Raw genomic sequence first — 19,065 nt, forward strand, 5'->3', positions numbered from 1 at the left:
ATGAGTACGCAATGAATAAAGTTCTTATATTTTTATTGCTATGCATGCCGGTATGCTGTTTTTCGGCGTCGTGTATAAATTTACCTTTTTATGGGTATACGGATTATGAAGGTGAAGAGTACGTTTTCTATGCATCTCAGAAAGAGCTAGTTGGAGTGCCAACCTGGGATCCGAGAAATGAAGAGCCACCGCTTTCCGTAGGGAAGGCAACGAAAATTGCAAATTTATGGGCGTCTAAATATAAAATACAGCTATCACTCTTTTCCGTGATGTTTATGCAAAGGGAGTGTGCAAGTCTTAAAGGGCATTGGGTGTATTTGTTCATGTATCAGTCTAAAGAACCCAGCCACAATAAAGAGGATGGCTTTGTAATGGTAGGTGTTCTTCAAAATGGGGTGTTGTTACTCCCAGAGAAACAGCATGGTCCAAAAAACTCATAACAAGTTGCTCCACGCTGACACATACTGCTACGCTCGTTTTTGTGCATGTCGCTGCGCTCCAATTCTACACAAAAACGCTCTCCGCCGTATGTGCGGGTGAGCAAGGCGTTATGCTCAAGAATAGTATGAGAAAAATATTGCTACCAACTTGCGTAATTATATCTGCTCTTATCGGATGGTATTTTACATTTAGTATTTTTTACGAATCTTGGGTGCCGTATTACTACGAAGACTACTTATCGCACATTTATATTGGTATAAGCCTGGTTTTAGTCGTTTCACCTTTGTTTCTAGCCCACTATAAATTCAAAGGGGATTCAAAAATTGGCTATTATCGGGCATATACATGGTTTGGCCTTTTTGTTGTATTGCTATTCATAGGTATTACAGTTTATATGTTTAGCACGGGTTTTTTGTTTAATAATGGTTCTGGCGTATACAAAGTTGGCAATGCTTAAGGTCAAGCATAACAAGGTTATTAACCATCGCCAGCAAGCTGGCTGGACCTCCGCTGCGTCGCTTGTTTTGCGGTTTTACGCTACGCTACCGCAAAACAATCAACACAGCTCCGGCCGGTTATAACGGCGTTATGAGTTTTTAGTGTGAAGTCAGTTTTATTAACAGTAGGTTTTCTTATTTCTATATTGCTTAGTATGTATCTAGGTTATAGAGAGGGAATTAAAGATGGTTATACGTACACGAAAGTACGAAGCGACTTTGAAGATGCTACGGGCTTACTTCGCAGCGCAAAAGAGAGCGCTTCGACTAGCTATGCGTGGTATACAAAGCTGAATGAATCAGAGTCCATGGATGATGTTCATATTCTAGCTGAAAGCGAACGACAATTTAGTTTGTATAATATAGAGAAATTTAGAATTCAGGCTAAGCGCCTTAGAGATGCGAATATCAATTATCCATTAGTAGAAATATATGAGCCAATCATATCAGAAATGGAGCAAGAATTATTAAGGTAACTCATAACAAAGCCATCTTGCATCGCACTTGCTGCGCAAGCGCTGGACAAATTTTCCATGGTCCTTTTTTGTGGTTTAACGCTACGCTACCACAAAACGGTCCATTCCAAATTTGCCGCAAATGGCGGCGTTATACGTCGCTGAGCCTTTAAATGAAACTCTGGCTAGTTGGCTTTGAAATGGCTGCGGAACTGGTGGAATGCAATATTTAGTGTTGGGTAACGCCACCTTCGGTCGCGTTGTTAGTGGGGTAGCCTCGTTAGAGTTTGTACCAATCAATCGGTCAAATAAAGTTGTAATAGTTCATAGTTAACTTGCTAGGTGATTAGGACAACTTTATTTCACCTGGTTGTGTGCTAGGAATGTAGTTTGTGCCTTTGTTTGAGGTGCTTTATCGTCGGGAATGTCGGCGTCTTTTTGGTATGTAGGTTTAAAATGGGCCTGTCATTTTGCAGGCTCTTAAGTAGTTTCGTTGGGGTTGGTCGTGATCGGCAGGGCAATGCATAACAATGAGCACCAGGCTCAGCCGCTGCGCGGCTTGGACCTCCATTTCGGCGCTTCGCGCCTACATTGCGGCCCCTGTGCTGGGCGTTAGCACACCATACATCGACAAAAGTAAATAGATAATGAAGAAACTTGTTCCTTTAACCTTGCTGGTTCCGTTTAACGTAATTGCAAACCCCTTTGTAGAGATAACTCCAGATAATCAATGTTCTGATGTGAAAGTGATTGAGAATCGAATTCAGGAATCTGAAAATGGGAAATTAGAACTTGAAGATAATCTTATATTTTATTCAGTTGAAGGTCGATATAAAGGTTACCAAGTTCATCTTCGCTATACATGTAGAGCGCAAGGATTGCTAAATTATTCATACAAGCAATTTGCTGATTATAACGAAGCCAAGGAAATAACTTATTCTTGGGTTCCAATAGTAGAAGCTCAAATTGGTAAACCAAGTATTGACACCAGGATTATTGAAAAGGAGCAGCTCATAGATCCCGAGACTATTATGATTGCATGGAAGTATAGAAATAAACTATGCACCTCTGCTGTAGACACAATTGGTATGGGTGCAGTATGGTCGTGGTAAAGTGCTAACAAAGCAATTAAGCCGGGACATTTTGGCTTCCTTTCCGTTTTGGGGTGGCTACGCCACTTTACCCAAAACTCCAATCCAGCCAAAATGCCGCTTATGTGCGGCGTTAAGCGGGATATGGATAAACTATGATTTTTAAACATTCTTTTATGAAATTATTTGCAGCTCTTTATGTATTTTATATTGTGATTGGCTTGGGAAGATTTTCATACATTTTATTTATAACTAATAATTCAAAATTTAGTATAATTTCAGAAAATTTGGATGTTTGGCTATCTTTAGCTTGGAAGCCTTTCGGTATAGGTGTTGTATTATCAGCTCTAGCGGCCGGGATTGTACAGTGGGTATACAAATGTAAATTTTATGACGGAAAAGTGGTTTGTCGTAATACTTGGGGCGTTGCAAAAACAATTAACTTAGAAGATATTTTATCCATATCACGATTTCGAATTCCAGTCATTGGTTTTATAAAATTAAAAGTAAACGGTTCTAATTCGTCTTGCTGGCTTGCAGATTCCGCGTTTGAGCATTTAAATACAACTATGGCTGGTTTAACAAGGCCATCAATTTGACAGTTTTTCCGTTACGCCTTTTGTGCTTAAAAATAGCACAAAAGTCTCCACTCCAAAACTGCAAATTATGGCAGCGTTATGAGTGTGAGTAAGAAACATGGATACAGAAGCGAATTGGAAACAGTTAAATCAATATATTGATCTTTACAAATTTCATTGGGATCTTGCACTAAAACTTTGCATATTCTTCCTTGGAATATCAGGCGCAGTGTCAGCTTATGTGATTAAAAACCAAGATGTAGAGTACATGGGTATATCCCTTGTCATTCCAATAGGTCTTTGTCTTTTTGGTTCATGGCTCGCTCATAGCAGCCTCCCTGGGTTACATTTGATAAGAAATGAGGCGCAACGGTTAGGCGAGGACCTCAATTTAGAGTCTTATCCCGAATTTCGCTCGTTAATTACGTTTGTTAATGCTCTGCGTTTTTTGCTTTTTACTTGTGCGGTTGGCATGCTAGTTTTGTGGTTTTTAATTAATTGTGCTTAACAAATTGCTCCATTTGACGCAGCGGTCTACGCTCCTTCTTGTGCATTCGCTACGCTCATTGTTGCACAAAAATCCACTACAACCGCTACGCAAATGAGCAAGGCGTTATATGCAAAAAAGGACGTGCACATGAGAATAGATCTAGAGTATATCGCTAAAATACTTGACGTTTTTCTCGAGTCTGAAAAAGCTCACGTTGAGCTTCCAGAGCTCGAAGAGAACGGTATAGCACTAAAAGGTGAGCCCGGATTCTTTGACGAGAAGCTTGTTTTTCATATGCAGATCGCTATCGACAATGAACTTATCGGAACCAAAAGTGGACTCGCAAGAAATATTAAAGAAATCGGCATGCACCAATCCATAGATGGGATGGGATCGATTATCTCAATCCCGATTCGCCTTACGCAAAAGGGTCATGATTTTGCCTGTGCACTAAATAATAAAGAGGTTCTGCAGAAGCTAAAAACCGAGTTTAAAGATGCCCCCTTCAAGGTAATATTTGAAGGCGGTCAAAAATTGATTGAACACTTTATGAAGAAAAAGCTGGATGAGATATTGGAGTAAGGTATATAACAAAGTGGTCAAGTACACTCCGGCCCTACGGGCCTGCGCGGGGCAAATTAAGCTTCGCTCAATTTGCCCCTTACCACAGCGTTAGAAAGCGTCGGAAACGTTAACTTTGAAGCGCTATGTTTTGGTTAATCGCTATCGGGTAGCTAGGGATTTGCAGGCTTAAATTGGGGCTTCACTCGCTGGAAGTTGTAGGGTTCTTAATGTGGTTCGGGCTCTCGGAGAGCGAGTTAGATCCTAATTGGTACCGGTCGTTCTATTCGCATTCGTTTGGGTTTTGTACATAATTGGTAGTTTTGCGCGGTGTTCTCATCGCACATTTAAAGTGAGTAGTTGTATTTAATATGGAGCAGGGTCGTTTGGTCCCAATAATTTGGGTTTGTCGCGTAAGCTTTTATAACCAAGTCAGCCAGCAGGACCTGCGTTTCGGAGCTTGTTTTTCGTGGCAAAACGCTACGCTACCACAAAAAACAAGCTCCTCCACTGCGGCCGCTGCCGCACGGCGTTATACCTAAATCATGGATATAGTCATTGTCGAAGTAGAAGATGCTGGCTCACAGCTAAAAGTCACAGAGCTGCCAGATGGTAATATCGAAGTGAATCTTGATGTTACGTACAATTTCGCGATCTCATATCAAAAGACTTGCTACAGGTTAAATTTCTCGAGAGAAAAATTCGAATATTTTCAGCACTGCTTAAAAAATGGAATCAAGTCTTGGCACGGCGACTCGTCAATTTGGCAAGCAAATAAGATATTTATCCAAAAACAAAATCACCCCAATAATTACCGTAATGTTCGCGTGTATAGGCGCTTCTTTATTGTTGGTTTTAATATTGTTCCAGTGGCTTTGTCGCAGGTTGTTGTGCGGGCAATTTTGGGGGTAAAGGTATAACAAACCGTTCAAGGCGCCAGCGGGGCTGGCTGGGACCTCCACTGCGTCGCTTATTTTGTGCTTTAATAGCACAAAATAAACAACTACGTTACGGCCCCTTAACGGGGCGTTGAAGCTGTCGAAAAACTCAAAAAATCATCAAAAACCTGCAGAACAGAAGCTTCTAAAGGGTTAAAATAGACTCTACCGCCGCTTAACGGAGTCTGGCATGGCGCATTACAAACAAGGTAATGATAAACAGGGGGTATTTTTCGCTGTTATTCCCGAGGAACAAATAACAGAGGGCAGCTTTGAGGCGACAGTCTGCTTGATTGTCGATCATGTGCTAGATCTCTCGTCGTTTGAAAGCGATTTTAACAACGATGCGGGTGGCGCTTCTGCATACAGCCCGGGAACTCTCCTCAAGATCATACTTTCTGCGTATCATCGCGGAATAACCAGCAGCCGTAAAATCGAACATTTGTGCCGATACAATACAGTGTTCATGGCACTCTCTGGTTTTCTCACCCCGGATCATTCCACTATCGCCGCGTTTGTTTCAAAGAACCCTCAACGACTTGAAGGCATATTTATAGAAATCGTGTTGCAGTGTGACTACCTGGGCCTGATTGGTGGTGACACACTGGCATTGGATGGCTGTAAAATTCCCTCAAACGCCTCGAAGGAATGGTCGGGAACTAAGGCCGACTTCACGAAGAAACATCAAAAAATTCAACGTGCGGTAAGGCGGGTGATGGCACGGCATCGTCAAGAAGATGCTGAGGGCGTGGTGAACACCCCGGTGCGTGAAAAAGAAGAAAAGCAGATAGAAAAACTCAAACGCATCAATAAAAAGCTAAAAACCGCCCTCAGTGATATGGTGGATAAACGGGGGCATAACGGAAAAGTTCGTAAGACCAACCTCACCGACCCTGATAGCGCCAATATGATGTCCGGTAACGGTGGTGCCTTACAAGGGTACGTCGGTTTGGCCGCAACCGATAAACTGAACCAGGTCATTGTCAATGCTGATGTAACTGGTGATAGCGAACAATCCAAGCTCCAACCCATGATTGATAAACTCCATGCATCCGACAGGCTAGATGGTTGCCAACTGCTGGCAGATGCTGGGTTTCATAGCGGGGTGAATTTAGACTATTGCGCAGAGAAAGGCGTCGATGCCTATATTGCGGATACCCTCTATCGTAAACGCGATGCGAGGTTTGTGGATCACCAAGATAAAAAGCCGAAGGCAAGGAAACAGAAATACTTTCAATCGAGTGACTTCGAGTATGACCCGCAGGCACAACGCTGTTGGTGCCCAGCGGGAAAAGAACTCTGGCTTTGCTCCTCTGGATATCAAAACAAAGGCGTCGAGTACATTCGCTTTGAAGGTTACCTCAACGACTGTAAAAACTGCGCGATGCAAGCCCAGTGTTTACGTAATGGGGTCAAAGACCGCGGCAGACAGGTGAGTATCCGCAAAGACACCCCTAAAAACAACAGTCGCGCCATTGATCGAATGAAACGCAAAATGGACAGTCCCGAAGGTAGAGCCATCTATTCGGATCGCATTGGTATTGTCGAACCCGTATTTGCGCATATGAAACACATAATGGGGTTGCGTTGGTTTAGCTTGAGGAGCCTTAAAAAGGTGTCCGGACAATGATATTTATTCTGTGCGGTACATAACTTGGTAAAGATACAAAAATATGGGAGCTATGCCCGATGAAGGGTAACTATTTTTTAAAAAATGAACGCAAATAACGTCGCAACCGATATTTTTTAGCAGCCGCTTAAAAATATCGGTTGCCTAAAATTATCCGCGGGGTATACGTATGTCGGTGTTATTCGACAGCCTCGTTAGATATGGAAAGAGCAAAATGATTATTCGAGTTGCTTCGTTAAAAGACATGGAAGAGATATGCGATCTTTCCAATGAAATTAATAATATGCACTGTGAACGTATGCCTATTGATTTCAAGCCACCAGATTCGAGAATGAGGGATGCTCCGCATTGGAAAACGTATATTGATGATTCAGATGGAATAATATACGTAGCTGAATATGAAGGGAAAGTCGTAGGCGCTATTTGCGCTAAATGTATTCTCAATACCATTGTGCCTTTTATCTATCATCGAAAAAAATGCCATATAGGTACCATTGTGGTTTCGAATAAGCACATTCGAACAGGCATAGGAAAATTATTGATGAAAAAAATTGAAAACTTTGCAAAAGAGCAAGGCTGCGAAGAGATATGCCTTGAGGTCATGAAGTTTAATATTGAAGCACAACAATTTTATTTTTCATTGGGGTATGATGAACTCTCAATAAAAATGAGAAAAAATATCTAACAAGGCGCTGCAGCCGAGCTGCATTGCGCCGCTTTGGGTTGTGGGTTCGCTGCGCTCATTCTCCCACAACCCAATGCTCTGCAACGCAGCCGTCTGAGCGCGGCGTTATGAGCTTTCCTAAATCGAAGATTGAGCCATGAAAATATTTGTTGTATTAATGCTTTTTACCCATTTTTTGCTCGGTTTCTTCTTTTGTACATGGATTGCGAAAAGGGGGGAGGCTAGTGTCCGTTGGTTTGTTAGAGTTCTCGTAAGTCTAGGTACTTCTATTTTGTCTATTCCTCTTGCTGTTGGAGCTTTTGCGTACACTCCAGGGTTAAGAGATTTGCCTGGTAGCTTTATGGAAGGCGCATTGTTTGTTACTTTTCCCTTATTTTTCGCCGTTTTTAGTCTTTTATACTATTTAGTTGCTAAAGGTATATACACGCTTCTTGGCAAGCTCGGCTATGTGGAGTGCCCGAAACTTGGTTCATGCTCATAACAAGGCCAATCAGCACTGCCCACTTCGTGGGCTGGACAGCTTACACTCCGTACCTTTTGTGTTCGCTGCGCTCAGTGTTTCACAAAAGGTACTCCATGTAATCTGCCGCTGTTGGCGGCGTTATAAAGCGTCGAATACGTTAAATTCGAGGCGCTATGTTTTGGTTAAGCGTTGTCGGGTAGTTAGGGATTTGGTGGCTCAAATTAGAGATTTACTTGCTGTAACTTGAAGGGTTTTTAACGTGGTTCTAGTCTCGGAGAGAGCGGTAGCTGCTAATTGGTACCGGTTTTTCTTCTCACAGTTGTTTTGGCGTTAACAAATAATTGATGGTTTTGCGTGGTGTTCTCATCGCGCATTTAAAGTGAGTGGTTATTTTAAATATGTCGCAGAGTCATTTGGTCGCAATCGTTAGGGCTTGTCGCGTAAGCTGTTATAACAATTACAGCCACCAGACCCAGGAACCTAACCCGATAATGCACACACCTCCATATAACTTTGTTGGAGGTGACAAATGGCCAGAAGAAAACATTACAACTCATATGATGACGATTTCAAGGCGACAGCGGTAGCGCTAACGGAAATTCCTGGGGTGCAAGCAAACCATGTTGCTGAAGCGCTCGATATTCATGAAGTGATGCTATATCGTTGGCGAATGGAAATGCGACGAGGGCAGATTAGGGTGAAAAAGAAAAATATACAGATAGATCCAGATATTAAATCGGAGTTGAAAAGGCTGCGTAAGCTGGAGCGGGAGCACAATCTCTTGCAAGAAGAGCACGCCCTTTTAAAAAAAGCCATCCAGCACTCTTTGCAAAAAAAAGAGAAATCTTTGAATTCATCGACCTAAATAAGTCGCAGCACAGCATTGCGCTAATGTGCAGGTTGTATGGTGTAAGCAGACACGGTTACAACAGTTGGCGACGAAGGGGCGAGAGTAGGCGTAAGCGGGAAGATAGCGAGATCTACTCACTGATTAACCGTATTTTTCAAAAGCACCAAGGATGCTACGGAAGCCCGAAGATAACGCAGGAGCTACGCAAACAGGGGGTCAATGTAGGTCAGAAAAGGGTGGCCAGGCTCATGCAGGAGCACGGACTAAAGGCTGTAAAGGCCAGAATGTACAGGACAAAGGCTTATCAGCATGTATTTCAGAAAGCGAGCCCTAACCGAATAAAGGATTTTACCCCAACGGGAATTAATCAGCTTTGGGTAGCAGACGTGACCTATATCCGCATGCCAGATGAAAGCTGGCAATACCTATCGGTCATCATGGATCGCTACAGTCGTCGAATAATAAGTTGGTCTCTTGGAGAAAATCGTACAGCGGAATTGACGAGCAACACCCTTGCGAGGGCAATGCGGAATCGCAAAGGCGCGAAAAACGTTATTCTGCATTCAGACAAAGGGATAGAATATATCGCAACATCATTTAGAAGAAAGCTACACCACTACGGCATACAGCAAAGCATGAATGGTGTTAAGCAAATGAATGACAATGCGCATATCGAGTCTTTCTTTCAGGATTTTAAAACAGAAAGAATTAAGAGGAAGGCTTTTAATACGGTAGATGAGTTGAGGGGAATAATCAGCGAATACATGCGCTACTACAACCATGAGCGTTCGCATTCGGTGATTGGGTATATATCACCCGCTAAATTTGAGAGTAGAATAGCGGTTTAACAAACAGGTGTGTGCAAAAGCGGGTTAGGTTCCCCCACACTGCTACGCTTGTTTTTGTGCATTCGCTGCGCTCAATATTGCACAAAACCAAGCTCCACTGTGTGGGCGGGTGCTGTAGGCGTTAGGCAAAGCTATGAATCAAGAAGAATTTACAATAGGAGTTCCTAGGTTTCTTTCGGTAATAGAATTAGCTTACTTGTCCGAGTCTATAACAATGGCTGAGAAAATTTTCAATAAAAAAATTGCTTCCACCGATGGAGACGTAGATAAAATTGGAAATATTAATGCCGCAAGGCAGAGCCTATATGGGTCAACCTTCGTAAGTGCTATTGCCTGCTTCGAACAAGCCCTTGATGAATATTGCATAATGCTAGCAAAGAAAGAAGGCTCTCCTTGGAGGCCGAGCGATCTGAAAGATCGGGGAATAAAACGTTCAATTAAGTTTTTAAAGAAGGCATTTGGTCGGGCTCTTTCGGAGAGTCAGGAGCCGTGGATTACTATCTTTGCATTAATTGGGCTTCGGAATCACATCGTGCATTTTGGGTCAACACTCACTGATTCATCAGAACATTTAAAATTGTACAAGTCGTTAAGTAACGAAGATTATGTAACGTTTAAAGATGTTATTTGCTTTAATGTTACTCAGCTCGAAAAAGTATTTCGTATTATTATGAATGGCTTTCATAATTTTACGGGTACGAGAGGTTCCTAAAAATGCCTAACAAGTTGCTGCACCTGACACATACTGCTACGTTCGTTTTGTGTCTGTCGCTGCGCTCCATTTTCACACAAAACGCTCTCCGCAGCATGTGCCGGTGAGCAAGGCGTTGAAGCTGTCGAAAAACTCAAAAAATCATCAAAAACCTGCAGAACAGAAGTTTCTAAAGGGTTAAAATAGACCCCAACGCCGCTTAACGGAGTCTGGCATGGCGCATTACAAACAAGGTAATGATAAACAGGGGGAATTTGTCGCTGTTATTCCCGAGGAACAAATAACAGAGGGCAGCTTTGAGGCGACAGTCTGCTTGATTGTCGATCATGTGTTAGATCTCTCCTCGTTTGAAAGCGATTTTAACAACGATGCGGGTGGCGCATCGGCATACAGACCGGGCACTCTCCTCAAGATCATACTTTCTGCGTATCATCGCGGCATTACCAGCAGCCGTAAAATCGAACATTTGTGCCGATACAACACGGTGTTCATGGTACTCTCTGGTTTTCTAACCCCGGATCATTCCACTATTGCAGCGTTTGTTTCAAAGAATCCACAGCGCCTTGAAGGCATATTTATAGAAATCGTGTTGCAGTGTGATTACCTGGGGCTGATTGGTGGCGACACTCTGGCATTGGATGGCTGCAAAATTCCCTCAAACGCCTCGAAGGAATGGTCGGGAACTAAGACCGACTTCACGAAGAAACATCAAAAAATTCAACGTGCAGTAAGGCGAGTGATGGCACGGCATCGTCAAGAAGACGCTCAGGGCGTGGTGAACACACCGGTGCGTGAAAAAGAAGAAAAACAGATAGCAAAACTCAAGCGCATCAATAAAAAGCTAAAAAATGCCCTCAGTGATATGGTGGATAAACGGGGGCATAACGGAAAAGTTCGTAAGACCAACCTCACCGATCCTGATAGCGCCAATATGATGTCCGGTAACGGTGGTGCGTTACAAGGGTACGTCGGTTTGGCCGCGACCGATAAACTGAACCAGGTCATCGTTAATGCCGATGTAACCGGTGATAGCGAACAATCCACACTCAAGCCCATGATTGATAAACTCCTTGCATCCGACAGGCTAGATGGCTGTCAACTGCTGGGTTTCATAGCGGGGCGAATTTAGACTATTGCGCAGAGAAAGGCGTCAATGCCTATATTGCGGATAACCTCTATCGTAAACGCGATGCGAGGTTTGTGGATCACCAAGATAAAAAGCCGAAGGTAAGAAAACAGAAATACTTTCAATCGAGTGACTTCGACTATGACTCGCAAGCACAACGCTGTTGGTGTCCAGAGGGAAAAGAACTATGGCTTTGCTCCTCGGGATATCAAAGCAAAGGCGTCGAATACATTCGCTTTGAAGGTTACCTCAACGACTGTAAAAACTGCTCGATGCAAGCACAGTGTTTACGTAATGGGGTCGAAGACCGCGGCAGACAGGTGAGTATCCGCAAAGACACCCCTAAAAACAATAGCCGCGCTATTGATCGAATGAAACGCAAAATGGACAGCCCCGAAGGTAGAGCCATCTACTCGGATCGCATTGGTATTGTCGAACCCGTATTTGCGCATATGAAACACATAATGGGGTTGCGTTGGTTTAGCTTGAGGAGCCTTAAAAAGGTGTCCGGACAATGGTATTTATTCTGTGCGGTACATAACTTGGTAAAGATACAAAAATATGGGAGCTATGCCCGATGAAGGGTAACTATTTTTTAAAAATAGATGTAAATAACGTCGTGGCTGATATTTTTTAGCGGCGGCATAAAAATAACGGTTGTCTGAAATTACCCGATAGGTATACGTATGTCGGTGTTATTCGACAGCCTCGTTATGCATAAAGCATGAAAAGTATATATACAATTGTTGCTTTCCTCCTAGTCTGTTCTTGCACTGGTGGAAAAGTCGACTATGAGCTGATTAATATGGGTAACTCTTACCGCCTCAACGGAAAGATTGTCGATAATTTAAGGTTAGAGTTAGAAGGGTTAAATTGTACATCTGAAACAAAGTTTCATCTGGTTAACTACCCGTTAGCCCCTTATGAAACTGTTATTAATGCAATCGATTTAATCGCAAGTTCCGGCTGTGGGGAGAACATCATTTTAAGTACAAGTAACGGCTATTAATAATTACAATGACTAGGAAATCCTAGTTCATTGCATAACCAGCCAGCCAGCCAGCCAGCCAGCCAGCCAGCAGGACCTACGTTCCGGAGATTGTTTTCACAGTAAACGCTACGCTACAGTAAAAATAAGCTCCTTCACTCCGGCCGCTGCTGCGGGGCGTTAGATTGATAAATGAAATTGGATAGAGTTTTGAAAATGAAAAAATATATTTCTTTTATATTGGCTCTTTGTATTTCTGCAAAAGTAGTTGCGGGTACAGAAGCAGGATTAAAAATACTCAAAATCGGGGCATGGGCCCAAGGGAGCTCGACATTCTATATCAAAGTTGACAGAACAGTTGGGCCGCAAGAGTGTCGAAGCGATCTTATAAAAGTCGATTTGGGCAGTGATTCTGATTCCGAGACAAATCTAATGTCTAAGAATATGGCGCGTTCAATGGCACTTGTTGGCTTGGCTTCAGGACTAGATGTCGAGTTGGTGCTCCCTGATCATTGTCTATATGGAAACCCAACCATCACACAGATCTGGTTAGCCAAGTAACTAACAGCCAGCAGGACCTTGCTATGGCATGATGGGTGGTAGTTTTAAATGTACTTCAGTAACTGCTGCGGTTGAAAATACATAAAGTCAGCCAACAGGATCTGAATTTCGGATCTTGGTTTTCGTGGCTAAACGCTCACTACCACAAAGCCGACCGTCTGCGCTCGGGTCGCTGCTGCATGGCGTTTTACCTCACTAGAGATGAGAATCAAAAAATGACAATAGATATCGATCATTTGACGGAAGAGGAATTGGTTGAACTAAATCATCGTATTGTTGAGCGTCTGAAATTCTTAGAGTCAATGAATACACATCATGAGATGATGCAGTTCAAACCAGGAGAGCAAGTGAGCTTTGAGCCGCCGGGTCGCGGTAGACAAATAGGCACCTTGGTAAAGTACAACAAAAAAACTGTGACAATAATCACTGAGTCAGGCCAAAAATGGAACGTATCGCCTCAATTGCTCAGCAAAGTAAAAAACAAAAAATCAAAGGGCAAAGTTGGTGATAAAGTCATCGACTTTCCGATAAAAAAGTAAACAAATCACAACCCAAGCACATTCCGCTCTTCGTGGGCGTCCGTACCTATGTCCCGGCCTCCCGGTGATGTGGCGCTCTACCACGACTGCTGAAAATGATAGATGAAAAATCCTTTATTTGTGAAATGTTAATAACAAGTCAGATAACGACGTTACAGGAAGGGCGCACGGAGCGTATAAAAACACGCGCAGAGCTAAGAGGCGCCTTCAATGTTATACACGAGGTCGCAAAAATGAAAGTTCTTTGGTTTTTAGATGGGCATCCCCGTAGTTTTATTGAGAAATGTCCTTTTCTATTAATTGGATCTCAGGACGCGCCCGGTAATCGTGACTCATCTCCAAAAGGTGAACTCCCCCGGCTTTGTTAATATTTAGAGGTTCCCTGGCTTCCAAGCCACAACAGTTAATCGAGAAGCGCTCTAAAATCGTCGATTACTTGAAACTTTTCTTGTTCAGCAATTTGCATCATTGATTCTTGCACCATTGAGAAGGGTTTGAAATAAATGAAATCGATGCTATTTGCTGTTGCGGCTTCATAGTCGGCTATGGCGTCACCGATAAGTACAGATTTTTGATAGGGGGTACCTCGAAGGACTGATGCAACAATCTCTGCCTTGGCGGTCGGCGAGCCGTAAACCCCCTTGAAATATTGATCTAAATCGCGCGCGCTTATTATTTCGCGCAATTCTGTTTGAACGGAACCACTGGTGACGAACTTGTCCCCAGAAAACGTGTTGAGCAAATCTAGAATGCCGGGTGACAGCTTCGCCTGTTCGAATATACCGTGGCAAGCGGCAGAATATTTTTCGAAAACCTCCATTTTTCTCTGGTTCTCGTGTTGTGGCATTTCGTCGATAAACCGGTCGAAAAAATTGTCGATTTGTATTTGGCGTGGTGTGCCAAAATTGTTTTGGAAAAAATCAATACAATTTGATACCTGGGTTGGGCTGTAACCGCATTCCTCCAGGACGGATCGCATGGCTGCAATTTTAGGCCTGTTCGAATCGAAAATCACCCCGTCACAGTCGAAAATAATGCAGTCGTATTGTGCTGTCAGCTTCATATTTTTGCCGTTTTTTTCGAAGTTAGTTTTTCGCCTTCAGTTAAGCTGTTTTGTAGCTCACTGTCGTTTTTGGTTGTAAGCCAGTGTTGATACAAGAGTGTGATTAACGCGCCAGCCACCGCGAACCCCTGTAGCATCACAAAGTAGGCCTGATGAGCGGCCTCAATTGGTTCTGCGTCCAGTATGCGTCCGGCAATGGGGGCAAAGAATATGTCGGGGGTAAAGCCAAGAACTGAAACCAGCCCCGCTGCAGTACCGGTAGCATACTTGGCCAATCCGCTTTGATGAATCAATGCAAAGTAAATTCCACGCACTGCGAATACCGCGAGTGCACTTGCGGCAAGATTAATAACCGCGAGTTGTAGGAATGATGCGGTGTCCGGTAGTGATAATGTGGCGTAGCATACAGCGATTAAGCAAAAGCAAATAAAAATGACTTTCGCTGGTTTTGCCTTGTCGGCAAGTAAACCGGCCAACACAGCGCCTATTGGACGCAGATAAGCCGCGCTCGCTGTGAATTGTGCTGCGTCACTCTCGCTCATGTCGAGTACGTGGTAGGCATAGAGTCCATAGTTGTCTATGCCTTTGTAGCAGCAGTAGGCGCATACAACAATCAGGCCTTGCAACCAGATAAGCGGATTGCGAATTTGGGATGATATGGTGCGGTATGCCGAAAATGGTTGATGAGGTTGCTCGTATTCTTTGCTATCTACCGGAAGTACGAACCAGGTAAGCACTGCCGCAGCGAATGTTAGTGTGGTGTAGTAAGTAATAATGGCCTGGATAGATTCAACGCGTTCAGCGTGTGTCAATGTGTGTTCATCTGCTCCTGGAAGGCTTGTCGCAGGGAGCAAAAACACGAACAGGCTAACCGCCAGACTTGCTACGCCAGCTGCGACTAATCCCCGCCCGCCATCCAACAAACCAAACGCAATTCCCTGAGCGTTGTCGCCGCCCCAAAGCCGAGTGGCTTTAATCATTGCTGCCCAAAACAATAAAATTGTGGTAATTCCCCAATAAGCAAATAAAAGCGCAAGTGTATTCTTGCTGGGCATTTGCACCAAAACCAAACCTCCGAGAGCCGTGGTTAATAATGCGATAGTGATCAGTGTTCGAGCCGAAAACCGATCAGCCAATGGTCCGCCAGGAAAATAGGCCAGCATTGCTGTTACACCATAAAGCGCAAAAATATCACCGAGTTCAGCGTTGTTGAGTGAGAAGGCATCTAGAAACGTCGGGCGAAAAAAACGTGCGATATGAAACGGCAGGGCGAAGATAATTTCACCGGCAATGATCAGTGCGACTAGGGTAATCCAATGTCTGGTGCGATTAAGGTACATCTGTGGGTTTGGGTTCATCGGTTTTATATTGGCGTTGACGAGTGGCGTGCTGGCGTACAAGCCATGAGGGTATCATACGTGCGGGCGTAGCCAAGCAGAAAACCTAATTAAGCGGTTTTTCTGCGTAGATTTCCGAATTCACCAGTGTGTATATAGTTGTGATATAGCTGGTTGGTCGTGGTAACCCTGTAAATGGGGCCACTGGAGGATAGTGTTTGTTTTCGAGCCCACTGTTGTCAGCCTACTTTCGCGAACTCTGTGTTAAACAGACGATGCCCCTATACGGTGTATTTATTGCGGCCAGACTGCCCATGTACTGCAGCGGCTAAGGTTTGTAGTGGTAGCCCCATTTTCCGGTAAAACAGCGAATAAGTTAGCGCTGGTAACAGCACAGGTGGTAACGGTATAGGTGGTAATAGTACAGGTGGTAACAAGTTGAACCGTTACTCTGGTTTCACAGCTGAGGATGTTTTCTCTCCATTGAGTAATCGCGAGATGCGAAGTGGGTTGCTGTTCTTAAGTGGCTCGGGGAGAAGATTGTCTGGCACATTCTGATAACACACCGGTCTTAAAAAGCGCTGAATCGATGCAGTGCCGACAGCGGTAAATCGGGAATCGGAAGACGCGGGGAAGGGGCCGCCGTGCACCATCGCCTCGCAGACTTCCACCCCCGTGGGAAATCCGTTTATCACGATACGGCCAGCTTTTGCGGCGAGTTGCTGTATCAGTTCTGAGTGATGTTCCAATTCAGCGTCAGAGCCGTGTAACGTGGCTGTGAGCTGACCGCCAAGCTGTGCCAGCGCAGTTTCGAACTGTGCGGTGTTCTCGGTGGCGACAATTACTGCCGCCGGGCCGAACATCTCATGGTGGAGATCATCCTCGTTTACAAATGTGGTCAGGTCGGTACTCAGGACTGTTGCGGCAGCATAGAACCCGTGTGTGGATTCTGTTACGTTAGTGTTTGAGTCGAGCCTGCTGACGCCAGCAAGCGCTTGTGCTTTCGTGGTAGCGGTGCTGAACTGTGTAGCAGTGGCCTTATTGAGCATTGGTTGGGCTGTAATTTTGTTAACACGCTCAGTACAACGCGCTTTGAAGCGCTCCAGGCTTTCCCCTTTGTTGGCAACCACGATTCCTGGGCACACACACATCTGCCCGTTGCCCAAAGTAAGTGAGTCTATGAACGCATCTGCAAGATCCTCGGCGCTGCCGTTCATTTTCTCCGGCAAGATAAAAACCGGGTTAACACTCCCCATTTCAGCGAAAACAGGTATGGGTTCCGGGCGCTGCGCAGCGATTTTTGAAATTGCCATCCCGCCTTTTTGTGAGCCTGTAAAGCCGATGGCTTTCACTTGCGGGGCTTCGATAAGCGCTTTGCCCGCAATGTTATCTTCGCCCTGAAGAAAGCTGAAAATTGCGGCGGGTAGCCCGCAACGTTCAACGGCCGCACCTATTGCCTGCGCGACCAGTTCGCCCGTGCCAGGATGCGAGCGATGGCCTTTGACGATGACAGGACATCCCGCCGCGAGTGCCGAGCAGGTATCACCACCCGCCGTGGAGTAGGCCAGTGGGAAATTGCTGACGGCAAACACCGCGACCACGCCAAGCGGTTGATTAACATAGCGAATATCCGGGCGAGGCGCTGGCGTGCGGTGCGGCTGGGCAGTGCAGATGCGAGCATCCAGATAGTCACCGCTGTTCAGTGTTTCGGCATAAAGCCGCAGCTGATATGTGGTTCGTGCTCGCTCGCTCTCGCATCGTTCGCGCGAATAACCGGTTTCTGCAGCCATGGTTGTCAGGAGTTCCTCACCAAGGTGCTCGATTTCTATCGCGCAAGTGCGCAGCAGTTCAGCCCGTGCCCGTGGCGATGTGCGTGCGTACATGTTGAACGCCTCACCCGCGGCGAGTGCGGTTTGCTGAACCTGGTCGGCGGAGGCGAAACTGTAACCTTGGGCTAGGGGCGCTCCGGTTGTCGGGTTGTACGCCTGGAAGTATCCGTTTTCACCTGTCACCCAGCTCCCGTTGATGAGAAGTTTCCCGGTTGTGGCCATAATTCGCCCCCTGTCATCGTGCAAATGGTTTGTACGTTGAGTTATCTTGGGGGCGATTGGTTGATTGCAAGTGGGCCTAGCCGCAGGACACTTTGTTGCGGCCCGCGCGTTTGGCAGCGTACATGGCGCAATCTGCGCGGTTAAAAAGGCTGGTAGGGTCGTCATCTGCGCACAGGTGCGCGACCCCAATACTGACACTTGCGAATACTTCCTGATCGTTGATCAGTGCCGGGCTCATAGCAACCTGGAGGCGAATGCGCTCTGCGGTAAGGGCCGCATCTTTCGCGTTGGTGTTGTTCAAAATCACAACGAACTCTTCGCCACCATAGCGGAAGACCTGGTCTGTTTCACGCAAACTGTCCTGCAATGTTTTGGCAAGATGCTTGAGCAGCTTGTCGCCTTGCTGGTGACCATAGTTATCGTTGACCTGTTTGAAGTGATCGATATCGATAACAAGGAGAGACAGCTCAGTACCGTGGCGTGTGGCAAGTTTGACTTCTCGTTGGTAGGCAGCGTCCCAAGCAGCTCGATTACCAATGCCGGTGACCGGGTCGCGCAGCGAACTGTGTAACGCGGCTTGATACAGCAACGCGTTGCGCAGCGGGTAATAGAGAACCCCCAGTAACATCTCCAGTGCGGCGAGTTCGGATTCATTAAATTTTTGTGCGCGGCTAAAAATGATTTGCCCAAGAGGGTTCTCATTAGTGGACAAGTTGTAATTTACCGTGTGGGCGCGTTGGTCGCCCAGGCTGTATTCCACACCTGCTGTCGGTGTGGAATAGCGCAAACCGTCCAGCGTTACAGCTTCTCTCACATTATTGAAAAACAGTTCGAGGGTGGTGTACAAATCCAGTGAACACTGTAAGTTGTGCGCCAGTTTAAATTGCATATCCCGCAATTTGTTCTCGACGGGAAATCCATTCACCCGCTGACTGTGAGCTGCACGCTTGTCTTTTGCGTCTTCGCGCTGGCGCGCTTTGCTTTCGGCCATAGTTACCATAACAAATTCCTGGGCTATACAATTTCGTAAAACGTGAACAGTCTTGTTCAGCCTTTGTGCAGGATTTGCTACTTTCGTGCCAAGGGAAATTAAAAATAAAAATGCATAAAAATCAGTGTGTTGCGGTATCTAATTTAGTGCGGGGCAGAAATTTGACAAAT

General features: G+C 45.1%; 19 protein-coding genes and 1 pseudogene. 16 read left to right on the forward strand and 4 right to left on the reverse strand.

Features of this window, described 5'->3' with window-relative positions:
* Positions 1-11: 11 nt before the first annotated feature.
* The 16 genes and pseudogenes from TERTU_RS08010 to TERTU_RS08100 all read left to right on the forward strand — a co-directional run bounded on the left by TERTU_RS08010 (position 12) and on the right by TERTU_RS08100 (position 13,453).
* Positions 12-440 carry a hypothetical protein gene (locus tag TERTU_RS08010; protein ID WP_041590127.1) on the forward strand — a complete coding sequence of 143 codons (429 nt, stop codon included), beginning with the start codon at positions 12-14 and terminating at the stop codon, positions 438-440.
* A 602-nt stretch (positions 441-1,042) separates the two neighbouring features.
* On the forward strand, positions 1,043-1,414 hold the full coding sequence (locus TERTU_RS08020; protein ID WP_041590128.1) for a hypothetical protein: 372 nt from the start codon (positions 1,043-1,045) through the stop codon (positions 1,412-1,414).
* A gap of 626 nt (positions 1,415-2,040) precedes the next feature.
* Positions 2,041-2,505 (forward strand): hypothetical protein, encoded by a 465-nt coding sequence (locus TERTU_RS08025; protein WP_028876961.1) that lies wholly within the window; start codon positions 2,041-2,043, stop codon positions 2,503-2,505.
* 134 nt (positions 2,506-2,639) lie between these two features.
* Positions 2,640-3,083, forward strand: coding sequence for a hypothetical protein (locus TERTU_RS08030; RefSeq protein WP_041590129.1), 444 nt, complete (start codon positions 2,640-2,642; stop codon positions 3,081-3,083).
* A 97-nt stretch (positions 3,084-3,180) separates the two neighbouring features.
* A complete protein-coding gene (locus TERTU_RS08035) occupies positions 3,181-3,570 on the forward strand; it encodes a hypothetical protein (RefSeq protein ID WP_041590130.1) in 390 nt (129 codons plus the stop codon).
* Between the two features lie 129 nt (positions 3,571-3,699).
* Positions 3,700-4,134, forward strand: a complete 435-nt coding sequence (locus TERTU_RS08040) for a DUF2513 domain-containing protein (protein WP_015818999.1) — start codon at positions 3,700-3,702, stop codon at positions 4,132-4,134.
* 524 nt (positions 4,135-4,658) lie between these two features.
* The gene (locus TERTU_RS08045; protein WP_041590131.1) at positions 4,659-5,033 is read left to right on the forward strand and encodes a hypothetical protein; all 375 of its coding nucleotides are present in this window, start codon (positions 4,659-4,661) and stop codon (positions 5,031-5,033) included.
* A gap of 208 nt (positions 5,034-5,241) precedes the next feature.
* Positions 5,242-6,681: an IS1182 family transposase gene (locus tag TERTU_RS08050; RefSeq protein WP_015820946.1), complete on the forward strand. Its 1,440-nt coding sequence runs from the start codon at positions 5,242-5,244 to the stop codon at positions 6,679-6,681.
* Between the two features lie 214 nt (positions 6,682-6,895).
* Positions 6,896-7,366 carry a GNAT family N-acetyltransferase gene (locus TERTU_RS08055; RefSeq protein ID WP_015820676.1) on the forward strand — a complete coding sequence of 157 codons (471 nt, stop codon included), beginning with the start codon at positions 6,896-6,898 and terminating at the stop codon, positions 7,364-7,366.
* Between the two features lie 136 nt (positions 7,367-7,502).
* Positions 7,503-7,847 carry a hypothetical protein gene (locus TERTU_RS08060; RefSeq protein ID WP_041590132.1) on the forward strand — a complete coding sequence of 115 codons (345 nt, stop codon included), beginning with the start codon at positions 7,503-7,505 and terminating at the stop codon, positions 7,845-7,847.
* A gap of 511 nt (positions 7,848-8,358) precedes the next feature.
* Positions 8,359-8,694: a transposase gene (locus TERTU_RS08065; protein ID WP_015818494.1), complete on the forward strand. Its 336-nt coding sequence runs from the start codon at positions 8,359-8,361 to the stop codon at positions 8,692-8,694.
* A complete protein-coding gene (locus TERTU_RS21995; RefSeq protein ID WP_228378316.1) occupies positions 8,685-9,527 on the forward strand; it encodes an IS3 family transposase in 843 nt (280 codons plus the stop codon). Before TERTU_RS08065 ends, TERTU_RS21995 begins: the two co-directional genes overlap by 10 nt.
* Positions 9,528-9,660: 133 nt before the next feature.
* Positions 9,661-10,239, forward strand: coding sequence for a hypothetical protein (locus TERTU_RS08075; protein ID WP_041590133.1), 579 nt, complete (start codon positions 9,661-9,663; stop codon positions 10,237-10,239).
* Between the two features lie 214 nt (positions 10,240-10,453).
* A pseudogene (locus TERTU_RS22440) lies at positions 10,454-11,946 on the forward strand (IS1182 family transposase).
* A gap of 599 nt (positions 11,947-12,545) precedes the next feature.
* Entirely contained in the window at positions 12,546-12,914 is a 369-nt protein-coding gene (locus TERTU_RS08095) for a hypothetical protein (RefSeq protein WP_041590136.1), read from the forward strand.
* 215 nt (positions 12,915-13,129) lie between these two features.
* Positions 13,130-13,453: a hypothetical protein gene (locus TERTU_RS08100; RefSeq protein WP_041590406.1), complete on the forward strand. Its 324-nt coding sequence runs from the start codon at positions 13,130-13,132 to the stop codon at positions 13,451-13,453.
* A gap of 403 nt (positions 13,454-13,856) precedes the next feature.
* On the opposite strand, the gene TERTU_RS08105 is transcribed toward TERTU_RS08100, so the two are convergent.
* From TERTU_RS08105 to TERTU_RS08120, 4 genes are all read right to left on the reverse strand, one after another.
* A complete protein-coding gene (locus TERTU_RS08105) occupies positions 13,857-14,516 on the reverse strand; it encodes an HAD family hydrolase (RefSeq protein ID WP_015819675.1) in 660 nt (219 codons plus the stop codon).
* Positions 14,513-15,874, reverse strand: a complete 1,362-nt coding sequence (locus tag TERTU_RS08110) for an MFS transporter (RefSeq protein ID WP_015819232.1) — start codon at positions 15,872-15,874, stop codon at positions 14,513-14,515. Before TERTU_RS08110 ends, TERTU_RS08105 begins: the two co-directional genes overlap by 4 nt.
* Before the next feature lie 425 nt (positions 15,875-16,299).
* On the reverse strand, positions 16,300-17,904 hold the full coding sequence (locus tag TERTU_RS08115) for an aldehyde dehydrogenase (NADP(+)) (protein ID WP_041590137.1): 1,605 nt from the start codon (positions 17,902-17,904) through the stop codon (positions 16,300-16,302).
* A gap of 76 nt (positions 17,905-17,980) precedes the next feature.
* A complete protein-coding gene (locus tag TERTU_RS08120; RefSeq protein WP_015816815.1) occupies positions 17,981-18,904 on the reverse strand; it encodes a GGDEF domain-containing protein in 924 nt (307 codons plus the stop codon).
* Positions 18,905-19,065 lie beyond the last annotated feature (161 nt).

This window comes from Teredinibacter turnerae T7901 (assembly GCF_000023025.1).
GTDB classification, from domain to species: Bacteria; Pseudomonadota; Gammaproteobacteria; order Pseudomonadales; family Cellvibrionaceae; genus Teredinibacter; species Teredinibacter turnerae_B.

What these genes read in the sequence shown, in the direction of transcription:
- TERTU_RS08010 (WP_041590127.1), top strand. Translation starts at nt 12, where the DNA reads ATGAATAAAGTTCTTATATTTTTATTGCTATGCATGCCGGTATGCTGT.
- TERTU_RS08025 (WP_028876961.1), top strand. Translation starts at nt 2,041, where the DNA reads ATGAAGAAACTTGTTCCTTTAACCTTGCTGGTTCCGTTTAACGTAATT.
- TERTU_RS08030 (WP_041590129.1), top strand. Translation starts at nt 2,640, where the DNA reads ATGATTTTTAAACATTCTTTTATGAAATTATTTGCAGCTCTTTATGTA.
- TERTU_RS08035 (WP_041590130.1), top strand. Translation starts at nt 3,181, where the DNA reads ATGGATACAGAAGCGAATTGGAAACAGTTAAATCAATATATTGATCTT.
- TERTU_RS08040 (WP_015818999.1), top strand. Translation starts at nt 3,700, where the DNA reads ATGAGAATAGATCTAGAGTATATCGCTAAAATACTTGACGTTTTTCTC.
- TERTU_RS08045 (WP_041590131.1), top strand. Translation starts at nt 4,659, where the DNA reads ATGGATATAGTCATTGTCGAAGTAGAAGATGCTGGCTCACAGCTAAAA.
- TERTU_RS08050 (WP_015820946.1), top strand. Translation starts at nt 5,242, where the DNA reads ATGGCGCATTACAAACAAGGTAATGATAAACAGGGGGTATTTTTCGCT.
- TERTU_RS08055 (WP_015820676.1), top strand. Translation starts at nt 6,896, where the DNA reads ATGATTATTCGAGTTGCTTCGTTAAAAGACATGGAAGAGATATGCGAT.
- TERTU_RS08060 (WP_041590132.1), top strand. Translation starts at nt 7,503, where the DNA reads ATGAAAATATTTGTTGTATTAATGCTTTTTACCCATTTTTTGCTCGGT.
- TERTU_RS08065 (WP_015818494.1), top strand. Translation starts at nt 8,359, where the DNA reads ATGGCCAGAAGAAAACATTACAACTCATATGATGACGATTTCAAGGCG.
- TERTU_RS08075 (WP_041590133.1), top strand. Translation starts at nt 9,661, where the DNA reads ATGAATCAAGAAGAATTTACAATAGGAGTTCCTAGGTTTCTTTCGGTA.
- TERTU_RS08095 (WP_041590136.1), top strand. Translation starts at nt 12,546, where the DNA reads ATGAAATTGGATAGAGTTTTGAAAATGAAAAAATATATTTCTTTTATA.
- TERTU_RS08100 (WP_041590406.1), top strand. Translation starts at nt 13,130, where the DNA reads ATGACAATAGATATCGATCATTTGACGGAAGAGGAATTGGTTGAACTA.
- TERTU_RS08105 (WP_015819675.1), bottom strand. Translation starts at nt 14,516, where the DNA reads ATGAAGCTGACAGCACAATACGACTGCATTATTTTCGACTGTGACGGG.
- TERTU_RS08110 (WP_015819232.1), bottom strand. Translation starts at nt 15,874, where the DNA reads ATGAACCCAAACCCACAGATGTACCTTAATCGCACCAGACATTGGATT.
- TERTU_RS08115 (WP_041590137.1), bottom strand. Translation starts at nt 17,904, where the DNA reads ATGGCCACAACCGGGAAACTTCTCATCAACGGGAGCTGGGTGACAGGT.
- TERTU_RS08120 (WP_015816815.1), bottom strand. Translation starts at nt 18,904, where the DNA reads ATGGTAACTATGGCCGAAAGCAAAGCGCGCCAGCGCGAAGACGCAAAA.